Consider the following 22,133-nt stretch of genomic DNA (forward strand, 5'->3'; position numbering starts at 1 on the left):
CGCCGTATACGGCTGGGAAGCGCTTGCGCTTCGCGCACGAAACGTGAAGCCACAAACTGGCGGCATTTTGGCACGTCATCGACACTTCGTAATGTCCACATGGGGTGGGTGTGGCTATTATCCGGCCGATTGAGAGTGGCCATGACCCGAGGCGGCGACAACCAACCGTTGATTCGGATCGAGAATATTAACAAGCGATATCGGAGTGAGTGCTCAAACCGCGCATATCCGGCATCGTTGAGAAGCTCTACGTCGAGACAGCGCACGACGTCAAAGCACACGCTCTCGTCGCCAAAATTCGCGCGCGGACGTTCACGCCGGACCGCAGTCGATGGCGATCGGCACCGTAACTTCAGCCTCCGTAGGTACGAGCGATGGGGGCCATCTCACCGAGCACCCCCCCAAACATTTCGGAGCGTCGAAATGCATCGCGGAGGTTCTCGAGGGCCCCGCACTCGTTCACGGTAAGGGGGCGCTTCGCGAATGTCGCGACTTCCCTTTCGAGTGCTTCGCAGGGCGCACCGGTCAGGAGGTTGCGCAGCGCCATCGCCGTCACCTCGTCGAGCGGAAAGCCCAATGCGGAAGGTTCCTCGAGACGAATGGCCGGGAGCTTCGAGAGCGCAAGAATCCACTCCATGACCGTATCCACGGGATCGCGCTCACGATACTTCTCGCCAATGAGGCGAAGCGCGTTCTCTCGCCCGCGCACGTTGAGAAGGACCGCCAGAAAAAAACGTAGCCCAGGATCCGTCACTACGGACCTTCGGCGGATGATCCCGGCCTCGCATCGGTCCGCTGCGACGACATCCCGCGCAAGCCTTGTAAGCTCTGGGCGGCGTAGCTCCGCGGCATTAAGCAAAGCATTGCCTTCGTCGGGCGAAAGCCGCCCAACCCCGCTACGCAGCGCAAGAAAGGCGCCGACGTCATCGGCGACGTCGAACCAGCGCAGGCAATACTCGTGGACGTGGTCGGGACGCGTCTGCTGTACGAGCTGCAGGAGCTGGCCGCGCCGCTTGATCTCTTTTCGATCGTACAAAGAGTTCCACGCCGCGCCCGCCCGACTATACGAGTATTGAGGTCGCGTCCGCGTGTCGCGATACGTGCGCACGACCAGCGTTGCGGATGGGCGCTCCAAGTGAAAGAGCGAATGAATCGTGCTGTCGGGGTGACCGTTGCCGTGAATCTCCCTTACGTCGCCCGGCTCGAGGCGCTCGACGTGCTTCTCATGCAGCTCTCCGATGGCGAAGTGATCGTTGATCTCGTGCGCAGGACGGAAAGCAAATGTCGTATGAAGACTGCCGCCCTCAAGCACCACGAAGGCGCCGCTAAACCCATGCTCGTGAATGTTGGTGGTTCCGTCGAGCCAGAAATGGACGGATATATAAAATCGCTCGCTAGAAAAAACGGTCAGAGGCGGCTCGCCGAAATCGAAATCTGCGTCCACCTGCTCAGGAAGCCGTTCGCAGCCGAGGCCCCAATCGAGGAGTGCTTCGACATCCACGACGCGTGTCTCGCTGAGAGCACGTGCACAGATAGACGGAAAAGATCTGTCTCGAAAGTTGGCGCGAAACCACTCTTTCTCGATGCGGTCGCCAAGTCGTTGAAGCGTTACATCCATGAGAACCTACAGACGTCCCACGTACACCTGCCAGCTACTACTAGTGGCGCATCGCGGTTCGTTGCTCTGAACAAACTTCGGAAGGCAATTGCAGGCCATTCGCGGCAGCCAAATTGGCTACATGATTCCTCCGGAACTGCTCCCCGGAGCCGCATGTTCGGGGACCTGCACGCGACGGCTCACGCGTCCGGGCGTATACGGTTGCAGACGTAGGCGTTTGCGGCGCTTGGGCTCCGCTCTCGGGCGCAGTCGCGCAACTGCTTACTATGAACGGCAAAAACGACACTATAGATGCGACCCGCATACCCATGTTAAAATCCCGACGTGTGGGCCCCCGCCAGGCCGCGGCGCGGCCCTTGCATCGGGACAGCGAGTTGGCTTATGTTTCAGTCGTTGGCATGGAGGGAGGGGTCCGCGGGCAATGCCGGACAGCAGGGAGGATCCATTGCACGAAGATCAGTAGGCGCTCGTAGGGAATCGATAACAGCAGGGTCAACCAAACAATCGACCTTGTTGAGGTGTGCTCCAGGCGAAGGCTCGCCTGCCTCCGCGTTGACGTCTGCGGAAAGAGGCGTCTGCGACCCGGGCTCACTCGTCTCGGTGTCGATTACACAACCGCTGGCCAGGAGTGGGAGCAATGAAACGATGGCAGCGACATTGGAACGTCGTCGTGAGTAGCTGGATTCCATGATGGCGGTCCTCCGAGTGTTAACACGCACCCAAATGGCCAACAATAAGCGAAATCGTCTCACAAATCGATGCAACGGACAAGGGCCTCGTTGACCTCAGCGGCGGGGTATTCTGTGCTCGATCGCCGCTCCTAGAGACGAGGGCAAACAGCCGCAGCGCGCGATGCCGCCCGCGTCGCGGTTGTGCTCTCTGCGACCCGCGGCCAATAGTGAAGCACTCGGCGATAGACTTCGCAGGCGCGTTCCTTCTGCCCAATATCTTCGAGCAGGGCTCCGTATTGCGTCAGCATCTGGGTGTGCTGTACAGGATTATCGAGACGAGTGCATGCTGCCGATGCACGTTCAAAGTAGGGCAACGCCATGGTGGGTGACCCCGTAAGCCAATAGACTCTCCCAACGGCGGCATCCTCGTTTGCCCACCGCTGCGTGCGCGAAAGTATGGGCGCATATTCCGGCAATACGGCGAGTGCCTCTTTCGCGGCGACGGACGTCGTCGCGGGGACTGCATAAAGTTCGAGCCACGCACGTTGGCGACCGTGCACAAGATCGTCACGGCTGATGTGACGCCTAAGACGCGTATCACGGATAGCTGCCCATTCTGTCCACGAGATGAGTTGCCATTGTGCGGCGAGGCCATTGAGTACGGTCGAATTGTCGCCAACATAACTATGATGATTTACAAAAAATTCTGTGCGGTTTGCGACGAATCGGTCGACTGCCTCGCGTGCCTCTGCCGGCATGCCAAGTTCCACACGCACGTACGTGCTATGGAGTGCGGCATAATAGTGCTCCCAAGCATCGTTGCTGCTCTGAAGTCGACTCTCGTGCTTGTCACTCAACGCGAGCGCATCGTTGAATCGCCCCTCATGGACCGCTAGCGTGAAGTCAGCGGCGGACAACGCGCTTTGCCCACCGGGAGCACCATCTCGCAGTTCCGCACCCTTGTTAAGGGCCGACGCGATCTCCTGGATGCTGGCCCCCTGGGACTCACGGGCATTCGCAAGTTGGAAATAAGCTTCGGCGTCGTTCGGATTCGTTTCGATCTCCTGCCGCAAAATTTGCTCCGCGGCCGCGCACTGCCCTTCCATCAGTTCGATTCTTGCTAAAAATGTCGCGCAATTCGAACTTCCGACAAAATTCACCAGACAACGGCGCAGCGTGTGGCGGCTCGCATCAACGTTATCAATGAGTGCGTACGCAACCGCTAGGAGTTGGAGCACAACGCCCGGGGCATCGGATGTCTGCGCGAGTGGCTCCAGGAGCGTCAAAGCGTCCGCTACGCGGTCGACGCGTATCCAATTTTGAGCGAGGGCGATCACAACTTCAAGATTGATTGGGTCATTTTTTTGGAGCGCCGCGAATCGTTCGCCCGATAGGCGAAAGTTTGGCGGAAACGTCATCGCAGGTGCCAGCGCTTCCAGGTAACTGCGCGCCGAAGGGGAGAGCTCACTTCGACCTTGATACGCTTTTGCGAAATGCTCGCGGTCACCGTCGGTCGGCCAGAGCCCGACGGTCCGTGTCATGGCGAAGCGAGCCTCCGGTGACGCGCCGTGGACCGTGATCGCCTTCCGCGCCTCCTCCCGGGCCACGTCACTCCGAGCGCCGAGCCAAGCGCTTCGCGATGCAACGATATAGGGTGTTGGGTCACCATAGCTGGTTCCGGAGGCGGCCCTCTGAGGTGCCGTGTCACCTCGCGCCACGGTCAAGCCCACAATGGATCCCCCGGCTACCACACCGATAGCTGCGATACCAAGGCTCGTCGCGAGTCGTTGTCGCCATCCCCACCCCGCTCGTCGCTCCGTGGATGTCGGAAGCGAGGGGGCCAGTCCCGATGCAGGGCCGTCAACCGTCGGCGTCCCTGATTCGCTGATCGTAGCCGTGGTTGCCGGTTCGTCGTGGGATTCGTGGAGCGTCGGTGGTACGTGGAGACGGGGTAACTCGCACGGTTGGACCCCGAACTCGGCGCGACACGCTTCGACGAGGGCGGCACGCATCGTCGCCGCGTCGGGCCAGCGGCGCGATATTTCGAACTCGAGGGCGCGGTCGACCAATTGACAGAATGGACCAGAAACCTCGGGGGCAACCTCTCCAAGTGGCCGTGCCTTGCTCGTAGCGGCGCGAACGACTACCTCGTTCCCCGACCGACCTTCATGGACGTGTTTGCCCGAGAGAAGTGCGAACATCGTCGCGCCGACCGCCCAAAGATCGGTGCGCCCATCGACGTCTCGCCCCAGAGCCTGTTCGGGCGCCATGAACGCTGGCGTCCCCCTCGCGTGCCCCGAGCGCGTGACGGCGGCTTCCGCACCCGAAAATAGCCTCGCAGTACCCCAATCGATCACGCGAATGTCGCCGGCTTCCTGCGTGACGAACAGGTTGCTTGGTTTGAGATCCCGATGAACGACGTTCGAGGCGTGGGCCGCCTCGAGAACGTCGAGGAGCGCGTCCGCAACGACGACCACCTCCGAAAGGGGCAGCTTCTTTTCATTCCGCGAGGCTCGTTGCTGCAACGTCTCACCTTCGAGCAGCGGCATGACCAAGAAGATGTGCCCATCGTCGGTCACGTTGTCGTCGACCGCGGAGACGACACCGGGGTGGTTCACACGGTTCGCGAGGAGCGCCTCCCGATGCGATAGGACCTCAACATCGAGACGTTCGCGCAGGATTTTGACTGCGACCGGGCGGCCATTGCGGTGCACCGCGGCGTACACTGACGACGTGCCACCCGTGCCGAGGAGTCGCAAAATGCGATACTTTTCGCACAGAGTCGTTCCAGTGTAACGCCCTGCACTACTCCCCGAAGTGCGGTCGAACATTTGACGGAAAATGCCGTAAAAAAAACTAACGGGTCAAGACGCCGCGCACACGATTACCAATCGATGTTGATTCAACACATTTGAGAATTTCAGTCCGTCTTTCGAAGTGCTTGAGCTCACTCGGCGGGCCGGGCTCAGGACCACTCTCTCGCTTCGTGTAGGAAAATACCGGCAGTCGCCGAACCAAGTCTCAGCCCAAGCTTCGTGCTCCAGCTTTAGGGTTTGAGGTCGTATTTCTTAATAAGGCGTCTCAACTGGTAACGATTTCTGAACCCGAGGGCTTGCCATGTGGCCTCAAGATTGCCGTTATGACGCGCGAGGGCCGCACGAATTTGTTCCCGCTCCTCGGTGTTCTCGTCGCGATCCACGGGAGTGCCCTCGAGGTTTGCGCCATCGCCGGTGCTCTCTGGTGTAGCTTCGGGTGCCTGGATGATGTCGCCGTCGCTGTTCTGGATAGCCGACCACACGATAACGGATAGCTCGCGCGCATTGGTGCGATATCGGCGCAATACGAGCTTGCGCAAGAAAGTGAGTGATATGCGTGGTAGTCCATCGCGGTTGCCGTTGGGGAAAAAGCGCGCGATGGATGGGTCTTCCGTCATGAAGGTGCGCAAAAGGTGTAGGAGAAGCAATGGGATGTCTTCACGTCGCTGATTCAAATCGGGAACTTGTATTCGATACTGAAGTCGGGCGAGAAGGTCTTCTTTGATGGTTGCTATTGGCCGGTTCGTTGATGCAATGAGACGAAATCTCGAGCGTCGAGCGACAGCCTCCCCCAAACGCTGATATTCGCCGCTGTCAAGGACTCGCAAAAGGTGAGTCTGCAACGTCAGTGGCAACTCTGCGAATTCGTCCAGGTAGAGCGTCGATTCGTCAGCCTGCCCAACGAGGCCATGCCGTTCCGGCATGCCGGGATTCGGGTAATTTCGGACATTGCCGAACAGTTCCGCGTCGATGATCCCTTCGGGCAGAGTGGCGGCGTTCCGAGCGACCATGGGCCCCCCCCGCGACAACCGGTGAATAGCATTCGCAACCAGCTCCTTCCCACTGCCGCTTGGGCCATGGATCAGCACGTGACCCGTCCGAGGACCGACGAACGCAAGCTGTCGGCGCAGCTTCCATATCGCGGCGGACTCACCCACAAGGCCGAAAGCATCAGGCTGCCCGTGTGTATGCTCTGGGTAGGCATTGTTGACGGCCGTAGTTGCGGAATGTTCGACGACGCACACAAGCAGGAGTTGCCGTCCGAACTGCACCAAGTCGCCAGGGCCCACTCGACATTTTTCGACCGGGTAGCCGTTAAGGGTCAATCCCGCCCGCCCTACGTTGTGGACGTCAATCGCCATGTCGTGATGCCGCACGCGCAGCAGTGCTTGGATGCGGGAAATTTGCGGGATCTCCATGGGGGAACGAGCAGCGAGCTCGGAGCGCTTACCGAATTGCACACGGCGACCGGGGTCGTTCGTGCGCGCACCGCCACGACCAAAGACGCAATCGCCGCCGGCAGGTGGGAAATGCATGACTTCTCCGAGACGCCACGGCTCGGAGCACCATAGGATCACGAACGTCACCATTCGGCGTTCTTCTTCAACGGAAGCGCCACTCGTCGCGGCTTCGTCATCTATCGTGCCCGTTGACGGGCTGAGTAGGTGCTTTGACATAGGACCGTTCGGGAGCACAGTATATGACCGTCATCGGTTGAGCAACCAGGCGCCGGTGGGCGCCCAATGGGCGCCCCGGGCGCCCCCGGGGCGGCGGTTCAAGGGGATGACGACAAACCTATGCGGGCGAGTTTCCGGCCAAAGAATAGGGCCCGCAGTCTTGGCTTTATGCTTAAACGACATCCCCGTGTCAAATTCCGAGCGTGGAATGGAATTCGCTATGCCGTGGCGTACCCAAACCTTAGGGGAGGTTCGCTAATGGGAGTACATTGCGGAGGACGATGAGGACCTCAGCAGTTCACCCTCGCCGGGGCTACTCGCCGGGGGCAGCCCCAGAGTGAAGCGAGGAACCCGCTCATGAAGCCCAGGAGGGCCCGATGACGGCGAGGGAAGTCATCGTCGCTCAGCTGGTCGTCCCGGCAGTGCGGGCAGCCGTGAGCGCGAAAGGACAGGCACGCCGATCGTAATAATAATTTAAATATTGCATGTCCGACATTGCCAAATACAATGCAGGTCGCAATATGGTCGAAGTGACGAGGGTCGGCAATACACTATTGTCACTGCTTGAGTACCGCATTATATTCATTCTGCCTCTGGAATTGTTCGCTCTTCGACTGGCCCCGAACACCTTCTTCGCGCAACCGCCCGTGCAACTACTTAGCTTATGTCCTCACTCACTCCAGCAGACAATCGTGAAGAAAGGGAGTGTCCCCCATGCAGGCGTATTACGAGCCACTGACAGGCCGCATCACCATCGACAGCGGGGCTCGCGCCGGGTACGCCATGCATGATTTTGTTTGCAGCCGGCCGCGGCTAGATCTTGCATAACGTGTCGTCATCGGGGAGGGGAACTTTGAATTGCCAAATCACATCTCGGTCGTCCCGCGTCGAGCGAGTTGTCAAAGACATGGACCCCACGCTGAGGCGTTACTACTATGAAGCGGTTCAAAGCGCTTTGGACGCGCGCGATCGGGCTCTGACGCATTTGGACTGTACCGGGGTAGCCCTTGCAGCAACCAAACGTCGGCTCACAGCTCGCACGCGACGAAGAGCCACCCTCGACACGGCGGATGCTGGCGGGCCTACCCCCGAAAGGACAATCTCCGTGATGTTCTGCTAACGACGAGGGAGAAGCACGTAATGGAGAACTATTATGAGTCGCCCCTGGATTTGATCACGTCCGACCCGGCGATACGCTGGGGGTTGCCTTGCATTCGCGGGCAGATTCCGGCGTCCCTGCCACTGCTCCGAATGGCCGAAGGCGCATCCATCGAGGGTGTCATGCAAGAACTCGGGATCTCGCGCAGCGAGATCCTCGCGTGCCTTGCGTACGCGGCTCGGGCGGTGGGCGTCGAAACCGACCGCCTGATCCATCCGCTCTAGCGAGCGTTCATCCCGGCTCCAGGCCCTCGTCCAGTTAACGCTTCTTAACTATTTGAAAGGAGTCGATGTCGAGCAAGTACCAGCGTTCTCGCCGTGCCTACCAAATCGCAGGCACCTGGCCGAAACGAGCGTGGACCGGAAACGACGTGACGCATTCGTGGTGCGTGCCTCCGTGCCCGTGGGCATGCGTCATTTCGCCTGATCCGCGCTCGTTTCGGCCAGGAGCTCCGATTGTGTATTCAGGCGTCGCCCGATCCAATCGGTGTGAACAGTCTCCGAAAGAGCGAAGCGACAGCGTCGCGCTGTGATCCCCCCTTTCCACATTGCGCAATCCAGGTGCAGCTCACGCTGCGGTTCCGGTTTCGGAGGATTTGAGACCAACGTCGTAGAAAAGGATTTTCAAATGAGCACGACAAGTGTCCTCACAGTCCCGCGAAACTTCCTCCCGCCCTCTGGCTACAAGATGCTGGAGGGGATCGTCGGCGTTCCGAATGTCCTCGGCGTGTGTCGTGTGGTGCTGCGAGAACGCGATGGGCGAATGTGTCTCATCCAATACTCGCCGAGCGTGAAGCCCGTGGCTGGGGCGACGCTCGAGCTCGTGACGGCCGCGAAGCTCGATGCCGAGATAGGGGCGAACCCGTACATTCCGGAGGATCGCCCGACCAAGCGGGAGATCCCTGACGACGAAAAGGAGCATCTCGTCCCCGACTTTAACCAGGACTTGTGATGTGCAAAGGAATTCGGATCCTCGCTCAGCTTGTCAGGGAGGCGTTCAACGCCCACGTAGTGACTATCCTCACTTCGGTGTTCCCCACCTGGTTTGGGATGTGGGGAGGAGCGCCCGCACCTGAGCGCCATTGCGGCTCACGGGATAGCGCAGAACGGATTTTGCGGAGGAGGAACTACCTGACTTGGGTGCCTCGATACCCAGCTCACGAAGGGGACCCAATTAGGCTGCTTTCTGGATGGTCATGGATCAAGCGATGGCGGGAGATCGAGCCCGTGCTGGAGAAAGAAGACGCAATGGTCGTGGGAGGTGCCATTGATGACGTAGCGGGGGAACGTCTCGCGTCCGGGTTTTCTAAACCAGATATTCTCGCCGCGGAGCCAATTCCGCGGGCCGCCGCGATCGCAATCGGCGCACCTGATATCGGCGAACGGGACGAGGTCGCACTGGCCTACCTCCGGTGGCGGCTCGGCAATAGCGTAACAACCGCATATGGGATCGTCTCGCTTCGATGTGATGGAGAGATGCCACATGGGGAAGGCGGGACGGGGCCGTACAAGGCTTTGGCCAAGTTCGGAGACGTAAAGATTCACGTGCTGAGCGATTGGGATACGTTTTTACTGTCAAGAACGCACGTGACGGGATTGCTGGCTAAGCTCAATGCTCGCTACGAGCTTGGTGAGTCTAATAACGGGTTCGACGCGACCGGCCAGGAGCCATTCGTGGGCGAGCAAGTGGTTGCACTGTTCGCGATAAAGATGTTGCCGAAATAAAATCTCGTGATACCGTACTGCACGTCAGCGACACTCGTGGAAGCCGAGCGGCTGCTCCGCACCATCCGCTCTACGGCTCACGGTGCTCGTTCGGTAATCCGGAGATTTAGGAAGGTACTCGGAGAACAATCAGACCAACACGTGAGGTGTCAAATGAGCAATGCACCCTTGATGACGCACGAAGAGATGGACGCTCTCATGGACGAGCATCTCGCCGCGGAAGCTGCGGGAGACGTGGATCGGGTGATCGCAACGTTCGCCGAGAACGTGGAGCACGACATCGTGGGTCCCGGCGATGTTCCAGTGGTGTTCGGCGTCGACGCAGTGCGGCTCCGCTACGATAGTCTGTTCAAGAACATCCAGGTTGTAGATCGCAAGCAGTTCAGACGGGCCCATGGGGACAACGTTCTCACCGATGACTCGATGTTGACCGTGAAGGTCATCGGTAGGATGGGGCCGATGGAGGGCGGTGGTCGCACCATCAGCTTCCGAATGTTTCATGTTGTGGAGATGGCGCATGGCAAGATCGTGCGCGAGAACGTTTGGTTCGATACTGCAGGTATCGCGCGGGAGCTCGCTGCTGTGGAAACTCAGAGCAACAATGCGGCAGCGGACTAGGTACCCCAAGGACGCAGATCCCGACGCCTTCGAGGAACGCCAAATCGATCTCGGGAAGAACGTGGCTTTGCCCGGTCTGCTGACCGTCACGAACGGGGCGGGACCCTTCCCGGCAGCGGTCCTCGTGTGCGGCGCCGGACGATGGATCAGGACAAGACCGTCGGTGCCGTGAAGGTGCACTGTGATCTCGCCTGGGGGCTCGCGAGCCGCGGGAACGCAGTGGTTCGCTACGCCAGTGCCTTTGGAAATCAACGTGATTGCTTGTGGTTACGCAAATAGATCAACTGCACAATTTGATGGAGTGCAATACCTCATGGCATCTCCGGCTCGCGTCGTACACCCCAGAGCTGCGGGTCAGTACGCGAAAACACTCGTGGCGGATATGATTCGTCTTACTGAGGTCATAACAAGGACACCAGGAGGTTCAACTCGGCGGGCGCTGGTGTCTCAGCTCAACCTTGGCGATACACGATTTCAGTTTGCGTGCTTCGCTGCGCTCGCCACGGGGGCGATGCGCCGGGTCGGAACCCGAACTAGCACGCGGTACGTACCTGCTTCGACAGAGACACCAAGCGAAGTACAGCCGGAAAGGGAGTTATTGCAACGACTTGTCAGTTACGTGAAGGGCCACTCCGCAGGGGTCCTCCGTAGTACCTTACTGATTCAGCTCGGGGTAAACGAACCTCGCCTTTGGATCGCAAGCGAGGTAGCAATTGCTCTTGGCGCCATCGTGAGCAAGACAACGCCGCAGGGACGTGTTTTCTATCCTGCACCCGAAGCATCACCGAACACGCTCCCGAGCGGAGATGACCTCCACCTCGGCGTCCCGGCCCGCGCGACCTCGATCTCGAGTTTGGACGAGCCCTACCCAGAAGGCGATACGGTATGAACACGGGAGCGCCGTCGAAAGGAGAACTCTTCGGGCTGTCACGCGACTACGGTGAGCGGCTGGAGCGGACGCAGAGCGAAGCGCTCTACGAGCTCGCTGCGGACCGCCCGCGGGAGGGGACAGCGCGCAAGCCGTGCTCTCGCACCGCCAAAGGCACGTACGTCGCCGCCGGATTTGCACTCTCGAGGATGCCCGAGCCAGAGTGCTTCGATGCAGACGGAGCCGGCGACTATCATCACGTCGTGTTGGGAGCCATGTCATGAGGACGAACGAACCCGAGATCCTCTGTACGGAACCGGTCATCAGTCCGAATACCGTGCATTTGTTGGGCGGGCTTGTAAGCCCGAACGCCTATGTCGAGCCTGCCATGATGCGGTGGCCCCGTGACCAGTGTCGGCCCGAGATCGGGTACGGCCTCGTGGTGCATTACGAGGCGGACGTGACGAGCGAGACCGAGGTGACGACAGCCACGCGTGCCGGGTCGGCCACCGTCCTCAAGCTTATTGCCGTTATCACGATTGCCCCGGAACAGCTCGACCGTCTGAAGGCAACCATCGAGCGACGTACTCTCGACGCACTCCAACACGCCTATGTGCGGGACGTTTTCGCGGGCCGGTTTGGGCCTGCGGTGGAGGGAGATATCGTGACCAACATTGTAGATGATGTACTACTTGGCGAGCGATTGACGACAGCATCGGTCGATTGAGCGTGGGTGTCTGTTAATTTGTCTCCGGAATACCCAAGAGGCAGCGTGAGCCATCTCCCAATACCAACTGAGCACGATTCTCACCAATGGCTCACGGTGCCCCTTGGGTATTCTGGAGGTGTACGTGGGTGCCGTGCACTTCCTCGGCCTTCGACAGTTCCAGTCCGGGGAGCTCAAGCGGTGCTTCGCGGCCATCGTGCGCGGCGTAGACGCTGGTCTTTCCTACTTCAAGGATCAGCGGGTGAAGCAAACCGGCGCATCCCTCGGGAGAATCGTCACACCAGACGAAATACAGTTGCTTCACCGGTTCGTCGAAGTCCTCCAAGCGCGCTTCAAACCACAAATGGACGACGTCCGACTGCGACCAGGTTGGGCGTCGCAAGAGCAACGACCATGATCCAATCCCGCACGATATCTTTCCAGCACGCATATTCCGTCGCCCTGCTCGCGACGGCCTGCTCCTCACCGCAGGTCCCAGCGCGCGTTTTCCCGAAGGTGCCGACCGCGGCGGCGGTTTCGACGCCGCTTGACGTGAAGGCGCGGACCTTCCTCGAGGAGCTTGGACGCTCCGAATGGGAGCACCCACGCAGCGCGTTCACGGCGCGATTGTCTAACGCGCTTCCACCCTCCAAGCTTCAATCGGTTTGGAGGAGCGTGGAGTCCTCTGCGGGGCCATTCCATAAGGTTTCGGTGACCGAGATGACGGATGGATCGCGCGTCGTTCGGGCGGTCTGCAGGTTCGACCGCGCCACCCTGACGTTCAAAATCACCTACGACACCGAAGCCCGCGTCGCGGGGTTCTACGTCTTGCCCCCGCCTTCCTCCTCCACGTGGGTTGCACCGCCGTACGCGGACCCTGAGGCGTTCGAGGAACGCGAGGTGAAGGTTGGTACTCAGCCCGCATTACCAGGAGTCGTGAGCGTGCCAAAAGGAGCCGGACCCTTTCCGGCAGCGGTTCTGGTGCATGGTTCCGGACCGATGGACCGCGACGAGAGTGTGGGAGGCGTCAAGGTGTTCAAGGACTTTGCCTGGGCGGTTGGCAGAGGTTGAGCTCATTGACACCACGATGAGGACGTATAAAAGACGGCTGGTAGCTCCAACCGAAGGCAAATGGACGAGAGCGAACGAGGTGCTCGAATCTTCTGTCGCGCGGCTTGCGCAACTCGTTGACGCGGTGCCAAGTGGAGTTGAAATGGAAAAGCTGCGCGCGCGACTGGGGGGGCTGGACGCGCGCCTGTTTTCGAAAGTGCTCTTCGTGGCCCTCGATAGGAAGCGCGTTCAAAGGCTGGGCCGAGAGGGGAAAGACGACCTTCTTCTTCCCGCGAACCCGCACGTCGAGGAAAAGACGCTCACGAATCCGGCTGCTCTCAAACGTGCGGGACGTCCCCGATGAAAGAGCCGACCCCTCTTGCAAGCGAGATCGAGCAACTGATCTTCACACCCGATTATATCATTCATGTCCTGCGCAACTCGGGCCCCCTTACGACGAGCGTCCTGACGGCGCGCATGAAGAGAGCAGGCTGGTCGACAAAACGGAAGAATGCACTCGAGAGAGTTAGCACATTTCTCGGTCGGCTGCTCGTTGCGCGGAAGGTGGCGATGACTGCGGATCATCGCTACAGGTTGGTGTCATGATGCACTGCGTACCATGCCTGAAGTGCTATGAATCACGTGCATGCCGTGGCATTCATGAAACCCCGCATTGGCACGGAAGTAGGGGGCGACTGAGTCCAACTGCATCCGCTTCGCGGAATGCGGGCGGTGGCGAAGAGCGAGGGATCATGTCGAAGGCGTTGTTCATGGCGGCGCGCCAACTTGCGCGCGAATTCGCGGATGGTGTGATGAAGCCGGGAAAGCTTGGTTGCAGGGAGCCTCTCCCTGCGAAACATGCTCGCGCCCAGCCCACAAGGGACGTTTGCAAGGGGCCACGCTCATTTCGAGGGGGCGCATGCGCCTCTCGCTCGGACGCGTCGCGGTGCTGGTCTGCGGTGCTTGATGGGCAGCCCCCGCGTTGCGGTATGACCGTATCACGCACGACCCGCGCGTTCGACGAACGCAGCGGTGCCGGGCACACGAGGTAGCATGTCGAACCAGCTCTTTTTGGAGACGCGCGAGTGCGCGCGCAGGTTTACCGACGGCGTGCTCGACGCGGTGCTCGCTGCGTCGCTCGAGGAGCTTCATGCGGCGCGGGCCCGCCGCGCGGAATCCGTCCGTGCGCCGAACGGCGGTCCCGCACGAGGTACCGCGTGGAACCGGTTCTTCTTCGAGGTGCGCCAGTGCGCGTTTAAATTCACCGATGGAGTTCTCGATGCGGTGCTCGCCGGATCGCTCGAGGAACTGTACGTCGCACGAGCCGGCCGCGCGGCAGTTGCAGAGCGCAGCGGCGGGGTGGTCCGCGCCAGCGTAGCCGCTCGCAGCGCGCGCACCGGTGCGCCAGATCCTGCCGCGATCGATGCTGGCTTCGACGCGACGCTCATCGCGCGCACTGGCGGCCGTGTAGCGCGCGTCGCCAAGACGGCCGTTTCCTCCGAGCTTACGGCTGCACCGGATGATGTGGCCATCGACGCGCTCCTCGACCGGATGCTCGAGCTGCTCAAGGTGCGCCCGGAAGGCGTCCGCTCGGAGGAACTACGTGCGTTTCTGAGAATGGAAAAGGTACCTTTTCGCACCCTCATGAAGGAGGCAGAGGAGGCGGACTTGGTCGTACGAAGGGGGGAGAAGCGCACGACGACGTTCTTGGCGGTGTAACGCGTGAAGCGAACGGAACTTGCCTGCTGCCTGCCAAATTGCGGACAAAGAACTCGAACGAATTTGTCCGCTGCTTTACGCAAAATATCGACACCTGTTTGCGAACATCAACGTGCCTACAATTCGATGATACCATTTGTGTGACAATGGGAATGCCGAAGGAGCGCCGTGAGCCACTGCCGACCTGGAAGAGGTCCCTCCATCGTGCGGCTCACTGCGCTCCTCCGGCATTTCGGAAAAATTGAGCCACGTCAACGATGCGTCACGTACACGAAAGGATTTTTTTTCTTCGGAAATTGGCAAGCTGTTGTCGCGGTTTCACATGAGTGCTCGGTCCATGGGCGACCCCGCCCCGCCAGATCGTCGGCATGAATCTTCGAAAAGAGCCATGAGAAAGAATCATGCGGATAGCGCCCAGTTGGAGGGTGCAAACGACTACCAAGATGAAACCAGGGGCACACTTCACGAGGACGGCTCGAAGGGAGCGACCGATGTCAGGTCGTTTGACGTTATTCTCTTGGCCGCGCGCGATATGACCCTCGCGGGGAGAGCTGAGTTCAGCTTGCCACATCTCGCCGTGGTGAGTTGGATGCGTGCTCCGCATCGGTTTGGCTTGCGTGGATTCGAGATAGCGTACCCTGACATTCAATGCGTCTCAGCTGAACTTACCGAACAGCGATACCAATGGCTCGAGAAGACGCGCCCCGATTACTACCGACTAACAGCGCTTGGGCTCACGAGGGCCTCCGAGCTCGGCAATCCCAAGTGCGAGATTGCAATGGTGCACGGGGAACGGCTTGCCGAGTCGTGGTGCAATGTTGCCCTTGGACATCACGAGCAAGCCATCCGTGCCGCGCCGCTGTCGGACGTGGCCCGGAACGCCATTACGCGCTACGCCGGTCATCGCGTGTTCCGTCAATGGCTCGCAAATCCCGAGCAACCGTCAACATGGGCGGATGTTGGCGCCTTTTTCGAGTTTTCAGTGCCGCCTATCGAATTCAGTCGCCGCACTGAAAGGGTGTTGCAGCACATATGTGCGGCTATAACGTGGTGCCGAGAGCACGGTCGCGGTGGGATCGTCGGAAGCGTCGGTATAGTTACCATTATTCAGCTCGAAAAGTTGCGTCAGTTTATTCAACATCTGCGTGAGCGCTTTTCGGGATGAAGCACGAAACAGGGGTAGTGATGGTCCACTTTTCGGTGAGGAGCAGCAGGGTGTTGCACCAGGAGACGCACACTTGTTGGTCTTGGTCGCGGCAGATGAGTCTCAACAAATGGATCTCTTGGGGTGTGCCGGTACCGCGGCCGATGTGGTCTTGGAGAAGACGCTTTGCTGCGTCAGGATCTCGAAGGATCAGGGCGCGTGCTCGGTCGGCTACGCTGGTGGGCGAGAAGGATGCGGGGGAGCACCGTCGCCGGATCGGGGCCGTCGAAGACTTCGCGGTTGGTGAGGCAGCGGAAAAGTACGCAACCCAGCGAAAAGAGGTCGGCGCGACCGTCGAGATCCGGGACGCTGCGCGCTTGCTCGAGAGCCATGTAGCCAACCGCGCTGCGGTCGATTGCGTATCGAGCTTTACCCCGGCTGCCGGCGAATACCCCCGGCGACTTGCGGCAGCGTATCCTCGATTCCGAACCACGCCGCTTTTCGGTCGACGAAGATGTGCCGCATCGGCCGCACCTCGGGATCGTCGTCGAGGCTCCCAGCCGGAATCGACACGAGCCCGCGCTCGGCATGAACGGTCGGCACCGGGCTACCGCACGATGCGCAGAACGTCCTTCGGTAGCCGGGAGGCGAATCGCGCACCGGCGATTCGTAGAGGCGAATCTGCGACTCACCGCCAAGCCATCGAAATTGGGAGAGCTCGGCAACGATCTCGGCGAAGAAGGCCGAGCCGGTGTCAACGGCCACCGAAAACTGACCCATCTCGGCCATCAAAAACTGACCCACCCCGCCGCGATGGGGGGCACTCACCGCGTGAGCGCCGGCACCTCCTGGGTCGCTTTGGGTTTGCTCTCGTCAGATCTTGAATCTGTCTTTTTGGTGGCCGCGGCCGGGACACGGTCTCCCGGACCGCGAGTGACGAGGACCTCCGCATGCTGGGCCAGACGGTCCAGGAGTGCGGCCGTCAGCTTGTCGTCGACGAAGACCCGGTTCCATTCACTAAAAGCCAGATTCGATGTGATCACCGTTGCGCACCGTTCGTGCCGGGTGGACAAGACGTCGAAGAGCAGCTCTCCGCCGGCTTTTTCAAACGGTACAAAGCCAAGTTCGTCCACCACCAAGAGTGAAACCCTTCGCAGTCGCTCTTGCAGGCGAGAAAGAGCGCGTGCATCCCGGGCCTCGGTCAGTGCCCGGACCAAGTCGGAGGCGCGGTAAAAGAGCACGTGGTGGCCGCGCTTGATGGCCTCGATGGCGAGCGCGATGGCCAAGTGCGTTTTTCCGGTGCCCACGGGGCCCAAGATCACGATGTTGCGCGCCGTCGGAATCCAGGCACCACGAGCCAAGTCTTCGACGCGGGCGCGTTCGAGACCGTGTGGCCTCCGCCAATCGAATTGCGACATCGTTTTGTGCACGGGCAGACGAGCCGCTCGCATGCGGCGCCCAATCGCGTGCTCGGCGCGGACTGCGAGCTCGGCGTCGAGCAACGCCCGCAAGTACTGCAACGGTGACCAGCCTTCGGCCAGCGATTGACGTCCCAGCGTTTCGCACTCTCGTGCGACGGTCGGCAGCTTGAGTACGCGCGTATGGGCGCGTACGGCGGCCAAGAGCACGTTGTCGGTGCTCATGCCGATGCCCTCTCGAGAAGCACGTCGTAGCGCGATAGGTCGGGCGTCTCGACCGCGTATTCCGATAATGCCAGCGGGACAGCGGCGAGGGTTTCGGTGCGCCTTGTGCGTTGCAGAAAGGGCACCAGCGTACCGCACGCAAGGGCGGTGATGATGGCTCGCTTGACCCGACCGACTCCCTCGCGGTCAGCGCGCTCCAACCACGGAGCCAGTCTTCGTGCAGCTTCGATCAGGTCGGGCGAATACCGATTGCAAAGCGTCTCCCAGAGCTCGGGCCATGGTGAGCCGAATTGTGCCACCAACTCGTGAGCGACCTGGCGCAGAGCTTGTGGCTTGCGCGATAGTGGCAGTAACAAATGCCGATAGTCGATACTTCGGCCACCGAAGGCCACGCGAGGATGGCAGATGGTCTCGTCGCCTTTGGCGAAGGTGACGGTGTCGATGCCTAGGAATAGGTCGACCATCTGACCGCACCACCGACTGGGCACCGAGTAGTGAGCGCCCGCGACGAGGTAGCTGGCGTGGTGGCGAAGCTGCACGGTGCGCACCTGGCGGCCGTCAAAAGGCGCTGGGAGAGGCCGCAGCGCGCTGCGCTCGCGGGCCCAGGCCTCGACGTACATCGGATTGCGCGAATGCTGAGCATCGAGGCGTGCTTGCAAAGCCGTGGTCATGGCGGCAAGTGATTCACCGCGCGGAATGGGCACCAAATGCTGGCGACGTACGTGTCCTCCGCGGCGCTCGACTCCTCCCTTGTCGTGGCCTTCGCCGGGGCGGCAAAAACGTGGCTCGAAGGCGTAGTGGGCGCAAAGCGCGGCAAATCGGGGCCGAAGCAGCCGTGGCGCCCCAACGAGGATCTTGGCCACGGCAGCGCTCAAGTTGTCATAGGCCACGGCGGCCACCACCCCCGCGAAGTAGGTAAACGCCGCAACGTGAGCCGCTAAGAACCAAGTGGCGTCTTGTTGCGCGCAGAGCATGGCGAAGTCGCGCCCTGAGTGCATCAAGCGCATCACGAACATCCACGCCTTCTGGCGAATCCCCGAGGGCTCGACCCACACCTCGAAAAAATCCACCTGTGCGAGCTCGCCCGGCGTGTACACCAGGGGAACAGTCACCTCACGCTCACCGCTCCGGAATTCGGCCACCAATCGCCGCACGGTGCGCTCGCTCGCCGTGTGCCCGTTTTCACGCAATAGCTCCCACAGCCGCTTGGCCGTCAGCCGCTGTTTGCCCGCCGTAAAGGATCGGCGCGCTCGCCAGATAGCCGCGGCCGCCGTGGCCACCTCGTCGCGCACCGGGCTTGGTCGGACCTGTTTTTCTGGCCTTGGAACCGGAATCTTGTTGGCCCTCACGTATCGCCGAATCGTGTTTCGCGACAATCCGAGCTCCCGCGCCACTTCTCGAATCGGAACCCCTTCGCTCGCCACCTTGTGTCGAATCACTGCCACCACGTCCATCGGCACCATCCCCGGACGACGACTCCATCGCCCGCTCGCCTGTCCACCCCTTTCAGGGGTGGGTCAATTTTCCCTGGCCGAAACTGCTCCCCCCCGCGCTTCGCTCCGCCGGGTGGGTCAATTTCTGGTGGCCGTCGTGGGTCAATTTAACGTGGCCGCGTACAGCCGGTCGACTTGCGGCATCGCGAACAGTGGTCGAGTACGAAGTCGACGACCGCGCCGCCCGATTCAAAGCTGACCGCACCGCACAAACAAGAGCCGATCATCGTGGTTCCCCTCCCGCACACCCGTTCCCAACCTCGCGCGCTCACGCCTCGCGCGCCGGCCGCGCGCTCGCGTTCACCCCCGCGAATCGCGCGCCCACATCGTCTCGAAGAATGCGCACAGCTCCTCGTGCCGCAACCCCGCATCGCGGCGCCCCAATTCGATCAGCTCCGCCGCGAACTCGCCATCGAAGAGCACATACGACAACAAATCCGACTCCGAGTCGCCGCCCGCCTCGGCGAGCCGCCGCATGACGCGCGCGAGCGCGCCCGACAGACGCCCTTGAAAGCGCGGCGAGCGCACGAAATCGACGCTCATCTTGCCGATGTCCTCCGAGGCCCGCACCAACAAGGTCGTGAGCGGCCGCATCTTCGGCGTATCTTTGGGCCGCCCCAGCTCGTCGTTGATGGCGTCGATGAACCCGGGACCATAACGGTGCACGCCGGCCGATAGCAAACGGTTGATCCCCTCCAGGCGCGCCAAATCGGTGTCGAGCCGGTCGAGCAGCAACGAGTTGAGCGCCTTGCCCAGCAAGAGCAGCGGCCCGGGGCGAGGCTCGTCTTCGGCGGGCCGCTCGGCGGGGATACTGCGGATATGGCGCGGATTGACGATAATCAAACCGTCCGCGCCCAGCCGCCGCGCGGGCGACAAGGGGACGTTTTGACGGAGACCGCCATCGCAGTAGTACTGCCCGTCGATCAAGATGGGGCGAAATAGGATCGGGATCGCGGCGGAGGCCAGCGCGTGATGCTCGGTCAATGTCGCGGCGCGCGGCTCGATCGTCGGATCGTGGCTCCAGGCCACCAGGCCCGATCCGGCGCGCTGCACGAAGACCACCGTCTTGCCGCTGGCCACGTGCGTGGTGGACATGGTGATGGCGCTGAAGAGCCCCCGCGCCAGGTTCTCGCCGATGCGCGCGAACGGGATTTGGTCGACCACCAGCTTTTCGAGGCCGCTCGTATCGAACAAGGCGCGCGAGCCCGTGAGCAGCCCCCGCAAATCCGATTTGACCAAGTCGCCGATGCGAAGGCTGCACCACACGTCGATGAGCCGCTGGGCCCGGCCGCGGGGCTCGTCCGCGAAGGCCGCGAGCGCCGCCACATTGAGGGCCCCCACCGAGGTGCCGCAGAGCACATCGAGCGGGACCTCGCGGCCCAGCGCGCGCGACACGTCTTCCAGAATGTACGAGACGACGCCGACCTCGTACGCGCCCCGCGCGGCGCCGCCGGCTAGAATGAGCGCGATCTTTTTCAAGGGCTCGGACCCACCACGAGGAGCTCACCCCCCTCAGGCCGCTCAGGCCGCGCGCACATCGATGAGTCGAAATGCATCCACGTCCATGAGACCACGATCCGTGAGCTTCAGCGAGGGGATCACCGGTAGGCTGAGGAACGCCAGTTGCAAAAAAGGCTCCGGCAGCTCGCACCCGATGTCCGTGCTGGCGCGATGCAAATCGACCAGCGCCCGCTCGACGAAACCCGCGTCCTCCGGCGACATGAGCCCGCCGATGGGCAAGGGGAGACGCGCGCGCACGCTTCCCTGGCTCACCACACAAAAGCCGCCACCGCACGCGATGAGCGCGGCGAGGGCCGCCCGCATGTCGGAGGGATTGGAGCCCACGACGATCAAGTTGTGGCTATCGTGCCCGACGCTCGATGCGATGGCGCCCCGCAAATGGCGGCCGAATCCGCGAACGTAGCCATTGGCCGGCTTGAGGCCGTGACCGTGGCGCTCGAGCACCGTCAGCCGCGCGACCCCCTCGGCGTCGTGGGCCATCACCGCGCGATCGGTCAGAATCCGCCCCTCGCGAACGCCGATGACATGAACGCTGCCCTTGGGGCCCTCGAGATCGGCGAGCTCCGGGACCTTGGCGCGCATCGTCTCCCGCGCCGCGCCGTTTTCGGCGGCCGCGCGCGCGGCGCTGCTGTCCAGATCGAGCTCGCCCGCGGGGGTGCCCGAGACGAGCACGTCGGAGATGGCGCAGGTGTTCGCGTCGTCGAGCAAAATAAGGTCGGCGACATACCCCGGTGCAATGGCCCCGCGCCGCGTGAGCCCGTAGTGCCGCGCCACGCTGAACGATGCGGAGCGGTAGGCAACCTCCGCCGGCACGCCAAGGCCGATGGCGCCGCGCACCAGGTGATCGATGTGCCCCTCGCGCGCGATGTCCAGCGGGTTGCGATCGTCGGTGCAGAAGCCGATGCTCGTGGAGGTGGCCATGGTGAGCAGCGGGGCCAGGGCCCGCAGATCCTTGGCGACGCTCCCTTCGCGGATCCACACCGCGATGCCCTTGCCGAGCTTTTCGCGCGCCTCCTCCAGCTCCGAGCTCTCGTGGCACGAGGAGATGCCGGCCGCCGCGTACGACGAGAGATCGCGCCCGCGCACCAGCGGGCAGTGCCCATCGATGCGCCGCCCGGCGAAGAGCGCGAGCTTGGCGAGCACCTCGGGATCGGCGTGGAGCACGCCCGGCACGTTCATCATCTCGGCCAAGCCGAGGGTCTTGGGATGATCGAGCAACGTGGAGAGCGCCGCGGCGTCGATGGTCCCCCCCCCGTTGGTCTCGAAGGCGGTGGCCGGAACGCAGGAGCTCAGCATCACCCGCAGGTTGAGCGCCATGTCCTGGGAGGCGTCGAGGAAATAGCGGATGCCGGGGAGGCCCACCACATTTGCAAGCTCGTGGGGATCGCAGATGGCCGAGGTCGTGCCCCGCCCGAGCACCGCGCGCTGGAAATGATGCGGCGTGAGGAGGGAGCTCTCCACGTGCACGTGCGCATCGCAGAACCCCGGCACCACCGCGCGCCCTTTGCCCTCGAGGACGCGGCGGGCTGCGAGGCCCGGCTCGACCCCCACGATGTAACCATCCTGGATGGCGAGATCGCCTTGGTGCCAGGTGCAGCTGAAGACATCGAGGTAGCGCACATCGCGAACCACCGCATCGCACGGCGCGCGCCCCTGCGCCGCATCGATCAACCGAGCCAATTTCGCCGCTTCCATCTTCGTAGTGTA

The 22,133-nt window shown here is 61.7% G+C and carries 19 protein-coding genes; 10 read left to right on the forward strand and 9 right to left on the reverse strand.

What is annotated here, in order from left to right; translation table 11 throughout:
• Positions 1–352: 352 nt before the first annotated feature.
• Positions 353–1,618: a hypothetical protein gene (locus LZC94_15835; GenBank protein WXB18695.1), complete on the reverse strand. Its 1,266-nt coding sequence runs from the start codon at positions 1,616–1,618 to the stop codon at positions 353–355.
• Between the two features lie 820 nt (positions 1,619–2,438).
• The gene (locus tag LZC94_15840) at positions 2,439–3,830 is read right to left on the reverse strand and encodes a hypothetical protein (protein WXB18696.1); all 1,392 of its coding nucleotides are present in this window, start codon (positions 3,828–3,830) and stop codon (positions 2,439–2,441) included.
• A gap of 423 nt (positions 3,831–4,253) precedes the next feature.
• Here LZC94_15840 and LZC94_15845 point away from each other — a divergent pair, with 423 nt between their 5' ends.
• Both LZC94_15845 and LZC94_15850 read left to right on the forward strand, forming a co-directional pair.
• A complete protein-coding gene (locus LZC94_15845; protein ID WXB18697.1) occupies positions 4,254–4,622 on the forward strand; it encodes a hypothetical protein in 369 nt (122 codons plus the stop codon).
• Positions 4,623–4,700: 78 nt separating this feature from the next.
• A complete protein-coding gene (locus tag LZC94_15850; protein WXB18698.1) occupies positions 4,701–4,940 on the forward strand; it encodes a hypothetical protein in 240 nt (79 codons plus the stop codon).
• Between the two features lie 395 nt (positions 4,941–5,335).
• Here LZC94_15850 and LZC94_15855 read toward each other — a convergent pair whose 3' ends face one another.
• On the reverse strand, positions 5,336–6,694 hold the full coding sequence (locus LZC94_15855) for a sigma 54-interacting transcriptional regulator (protein WXB18699.1): 1,359 nt from the start codon (positions 6,692–6,694) through the stop codon (positions 5,336–5,338).
• Between the two features lie 1,227 nt (positions 6,695–7,921).
• Here LZC94_15855 and LZC94_15860 point away from each other — a divergent pair.
• The 5 genes from LZC94_15860 (at position 7,922) to LZC94_15880 (ending at position 11,877) form a co-directional block, all read left to right on the forward strand.
• Complete coding sequence (locus tag LZC94_15860) at positions 7,922–8,164, forward strand: DUF433 domain-containing protein (protein WXB18700.1); 243 nt, start codon at positions 7,922–7,924, stop codon at positions 8,162–8,164.
• 403 nt (positions 8,165–8,567) lie between these two features.
• A complete protein-coding gene (locus LZC94_15865; protein ID WXB18701.1) occupies positions 8,568–8,891 on the forward strand; it encodes a hypothetical protein in 324 nt (107 codons plus the stop codon).
• A gap of 275 nt (positions 8,892–9,166) precedes the next feature.
• Positions 9,167–9,664, forward strand: a complete 498-nt coding sequence (locus LZC94_15870) for a hypothetical protein (GenBank protein ID WXB18702.1) — start codon at positions 9,167–9,169, stop codon at positions 9,662–9,664.
• A gap of 153 nt (positions 9,665–9,817) precedes the next feature.
• On the forward strand, positions 9,818–10,282 hold the full coding sequence (locus LZC94_15875) for an ester cyclase (protein ID WXB18703.1): 465 nt from the start codon (positions 9,818–9,820) through the stop codon (positions 10,280–10,282).
• Between the two features lie 1,148 nt (positions 10,283–11,430).
• Positions 11,431–11,877 carry a hypothetical protein gene (locus LZC94_15880; GenBank protein ID WXB18704.1) on the forward strand — a complete coding sequence of 149 codons (447 nt, stop codon included), beginning with the start codon at positions 11,431–11,433 and terminating at the stop codon, positions 11,875–11,877.
• A gap of 91 nt (positions 11,878–11,968) precedes the next feature.
• On the opposite strand, the gene LZC94_15885 is transcribed toward LZC94_15880, so the two are convergent.
• Positions 11,969–12,202: a hypothetical protein gene (locus LZC94_15885; protein ID WXB18705.1), complete on the reverse strand. Its 234-nt coding sequence runs from the start codon at positions 12,200–12,202 to the stop codon at positions 11,969–11,971.
• Positions 12,203–12,270: 68 nt separating this feature from the next.
• On the opposite strand from LZC94_15885, the gene LZC94_15890 reads away from it, so the two are divergent.
• From LZC94_15890 to LZC94_15900, 3 genes are all read left to right on the forward strand, one after another.
• Positions 12,271–12,927 carry a DUF3887 domain-containing protein gene (locus LZC94_15890; protein ID WXB18706.1) on the forward strand — a complete coding sequence of 219 codons (657 nt, stop codon included), beginning with the start codon at positions 12,271–12,273 and terminating at the stop codon, positions 12,925–12,927.
• A 1,089-nt stretch (positions 12,928–14,016) separates the two neighbouring features.
• A complete protein-coding gene (locus LZC94_15895; GenBank protein WXB18707.1) occupies positions 14,017–14,625 on the forward strand; it encodes a hypothetical protein in 609 nt (202 codons plus the stop codon).
• Positions 14,626–15,013: 388 nt separating this feature from the next.
• Positions 15,014–15,790 carry a hypothetical protein gene (locus LZC94_15900; protein ID WXB18708.1) on the forward strand — a complete coding sequence of 259 codons (777 nt, stop codon included), beginning with the start codon at positions 15,014–15,016 and terminating at the stop codon, positions 15,788–15,790.
• 408 nt (positions 15,791–16,198) lie between these two features.
• Here the strand turns inward: LZC94_15900 and LZC94_15905 are convergent, their stop codons facing one another.
• The 5 genes from LZC94_15905 to ade form a co-directional block, all read right to left on the reverse strand.
• Positions 16,199–16,597, reverse strand: coding sequence for a GFA family protein (locus LZC94_15905; protein ID WXB18709.1), 399 nt, complete (start codon positions 16,595–16,597; stop codon positions 16,199–16,201).
• Positions 16,594–17,412, reverse strand: a complete 819-nt coding sequence (istB, locus tag LZC94_15910) for an IS21-like element helper ATPase IstB (protein ID WXB18710.1) — start codon at positions 17,410–17,412, stop codon at positions 16,594–16,596. The genes LZC94_15905 and istB overlap by 4 nt, the downstream gene beginning before the upstream one ends.
• The gene (gene istA, locus LZC94_15915) at positions 17,409–18,875 is read right to left on the reverse strand and encodes an IS21 family transposase (protein WXB18711.1); all 1,467 of its coding nucleotides are present in this window, start codon (positions 18,873–18,875) and stop codon (positions 17,409–17,411) included. The genes istB and istA overlap by 4 nt, the downstream gene beginning before the upstream one ends.
• A 330-nt stretch (positions 18,876–19,205) precedes the next feature.
• Positions 19,206–20,384 (reverse strand): patatin-like phospholipase family protein, encoded by a 1,179-nt coding sequence (locus LZC94_15920; protein WXB18712.1) that lies wholly within the window; start codon positions 20,382–20,384, stop codon positions 19,206–19,208.
• Positions 20,385–20,426: 42 nt separating this feature from the next.
• Entirely contained in the window at positions 20,427–22,121 is a 1,695-nt protein-coding gene (gene ade / locus LZC94_15925) for an adenine deaminase (protein WXB18713.1), read from the reverse strand.
• Positions 22,122–22,133: the final 12 nt, after the last annotated feature.

The organism is Sorangiineae bacterium MSr11954, assembly GCA_037157815.1.
Classification (GTDB): domain Bacteria; phylum Myxococcota_A; class Polyangia; order Polyangiales; family Polyangiaceae; genus Pendulispora; species Pendulispora albinea.

Coding starts and splice junctions, on each gene's coding strand:
- LZC94_15835 (WXB18695.1), bottom strand. CDS start 1,618: ATGGATGTAACGCTTCAACGACTTGGCGACCGCATCGAGAAAGAGTGG.
- LZC94_15840 (WXB18696.1), bottom strand. CDS start 3,830: ATGACACGGACCGTCGGGCTCTGGCCGACCGACGGTGACCGCGAGCAT.
- LZC94_15850 (WXB18698.1), top strand. CDS start 4,701: ATGAACGACGTTCGAGGCGTGGGCCGCCTCGAGAACGTCGAGGAGCGC.
- LZC94_15855 (WXB18699.1), bottom strand. CDS start 6,694: ATGGTGACGTTCGTGATCCTATGGTGCTCCGAGCCGTGGCGTCTCGGA.
- LZC94_15860 (WXB18700.1), top strand. CDS start 7,922: ATGGAGAACTATTATGAGTCGCCCCTGGATTTGATCACGTCCGACCCG.
- LZC94_15865 (WXB18701.1), top strand. CDS start 8,568: ATGAGCACGACAAGTGTCCTCACAGTCCCGCGAAACTTCCTCCCGCCC.
- LZC94_15875 (WXB18703.1), top strand. CDS start 9,818: ATGAGCAATGCACCCTTGATGACGCACGAAGAGATGGACGCTCTCATG.
- LZC94_15880 (WXB18704.1), top strand. CDS start 11,431: ATGAGGACGAACGAACCCGAGATCCTCTGTACGGAACCGGTCATCAGT.
- LZC94_15890 (WXB18706.1), top strand. CDS start 12,271: ATGATCCAATCCCGCACGATATCTTTCCAGCACGCATATTCCGTCGCC.
- LZC94_15900 (WXB18708.1), top strand. CDS start 15,014: ATGAGAAAGAATCATGCGGATAGCGCCCAGTTGGAGGGTGCAAACGAC.
- istB (WXB18710.1), bottom strand. CDS start 17,412: ATGAGCACCGACAACGTGCTCTTGGCCGCCGTACGCGCCCATACGCGC.
- istA (WXB18711.1), bottom strand. CDS start 18,875: ATGGTGCCGATGGACGTGGTGGCAGTGATTCGACACAAGGTGGCGAGC.
- ade (WXB18713.1), bottom strand. CDS start 22,121: ATGGAAGCGGCGAAATTGGCTCGGTTGATCGATGCGGCGCAGGGGCGC.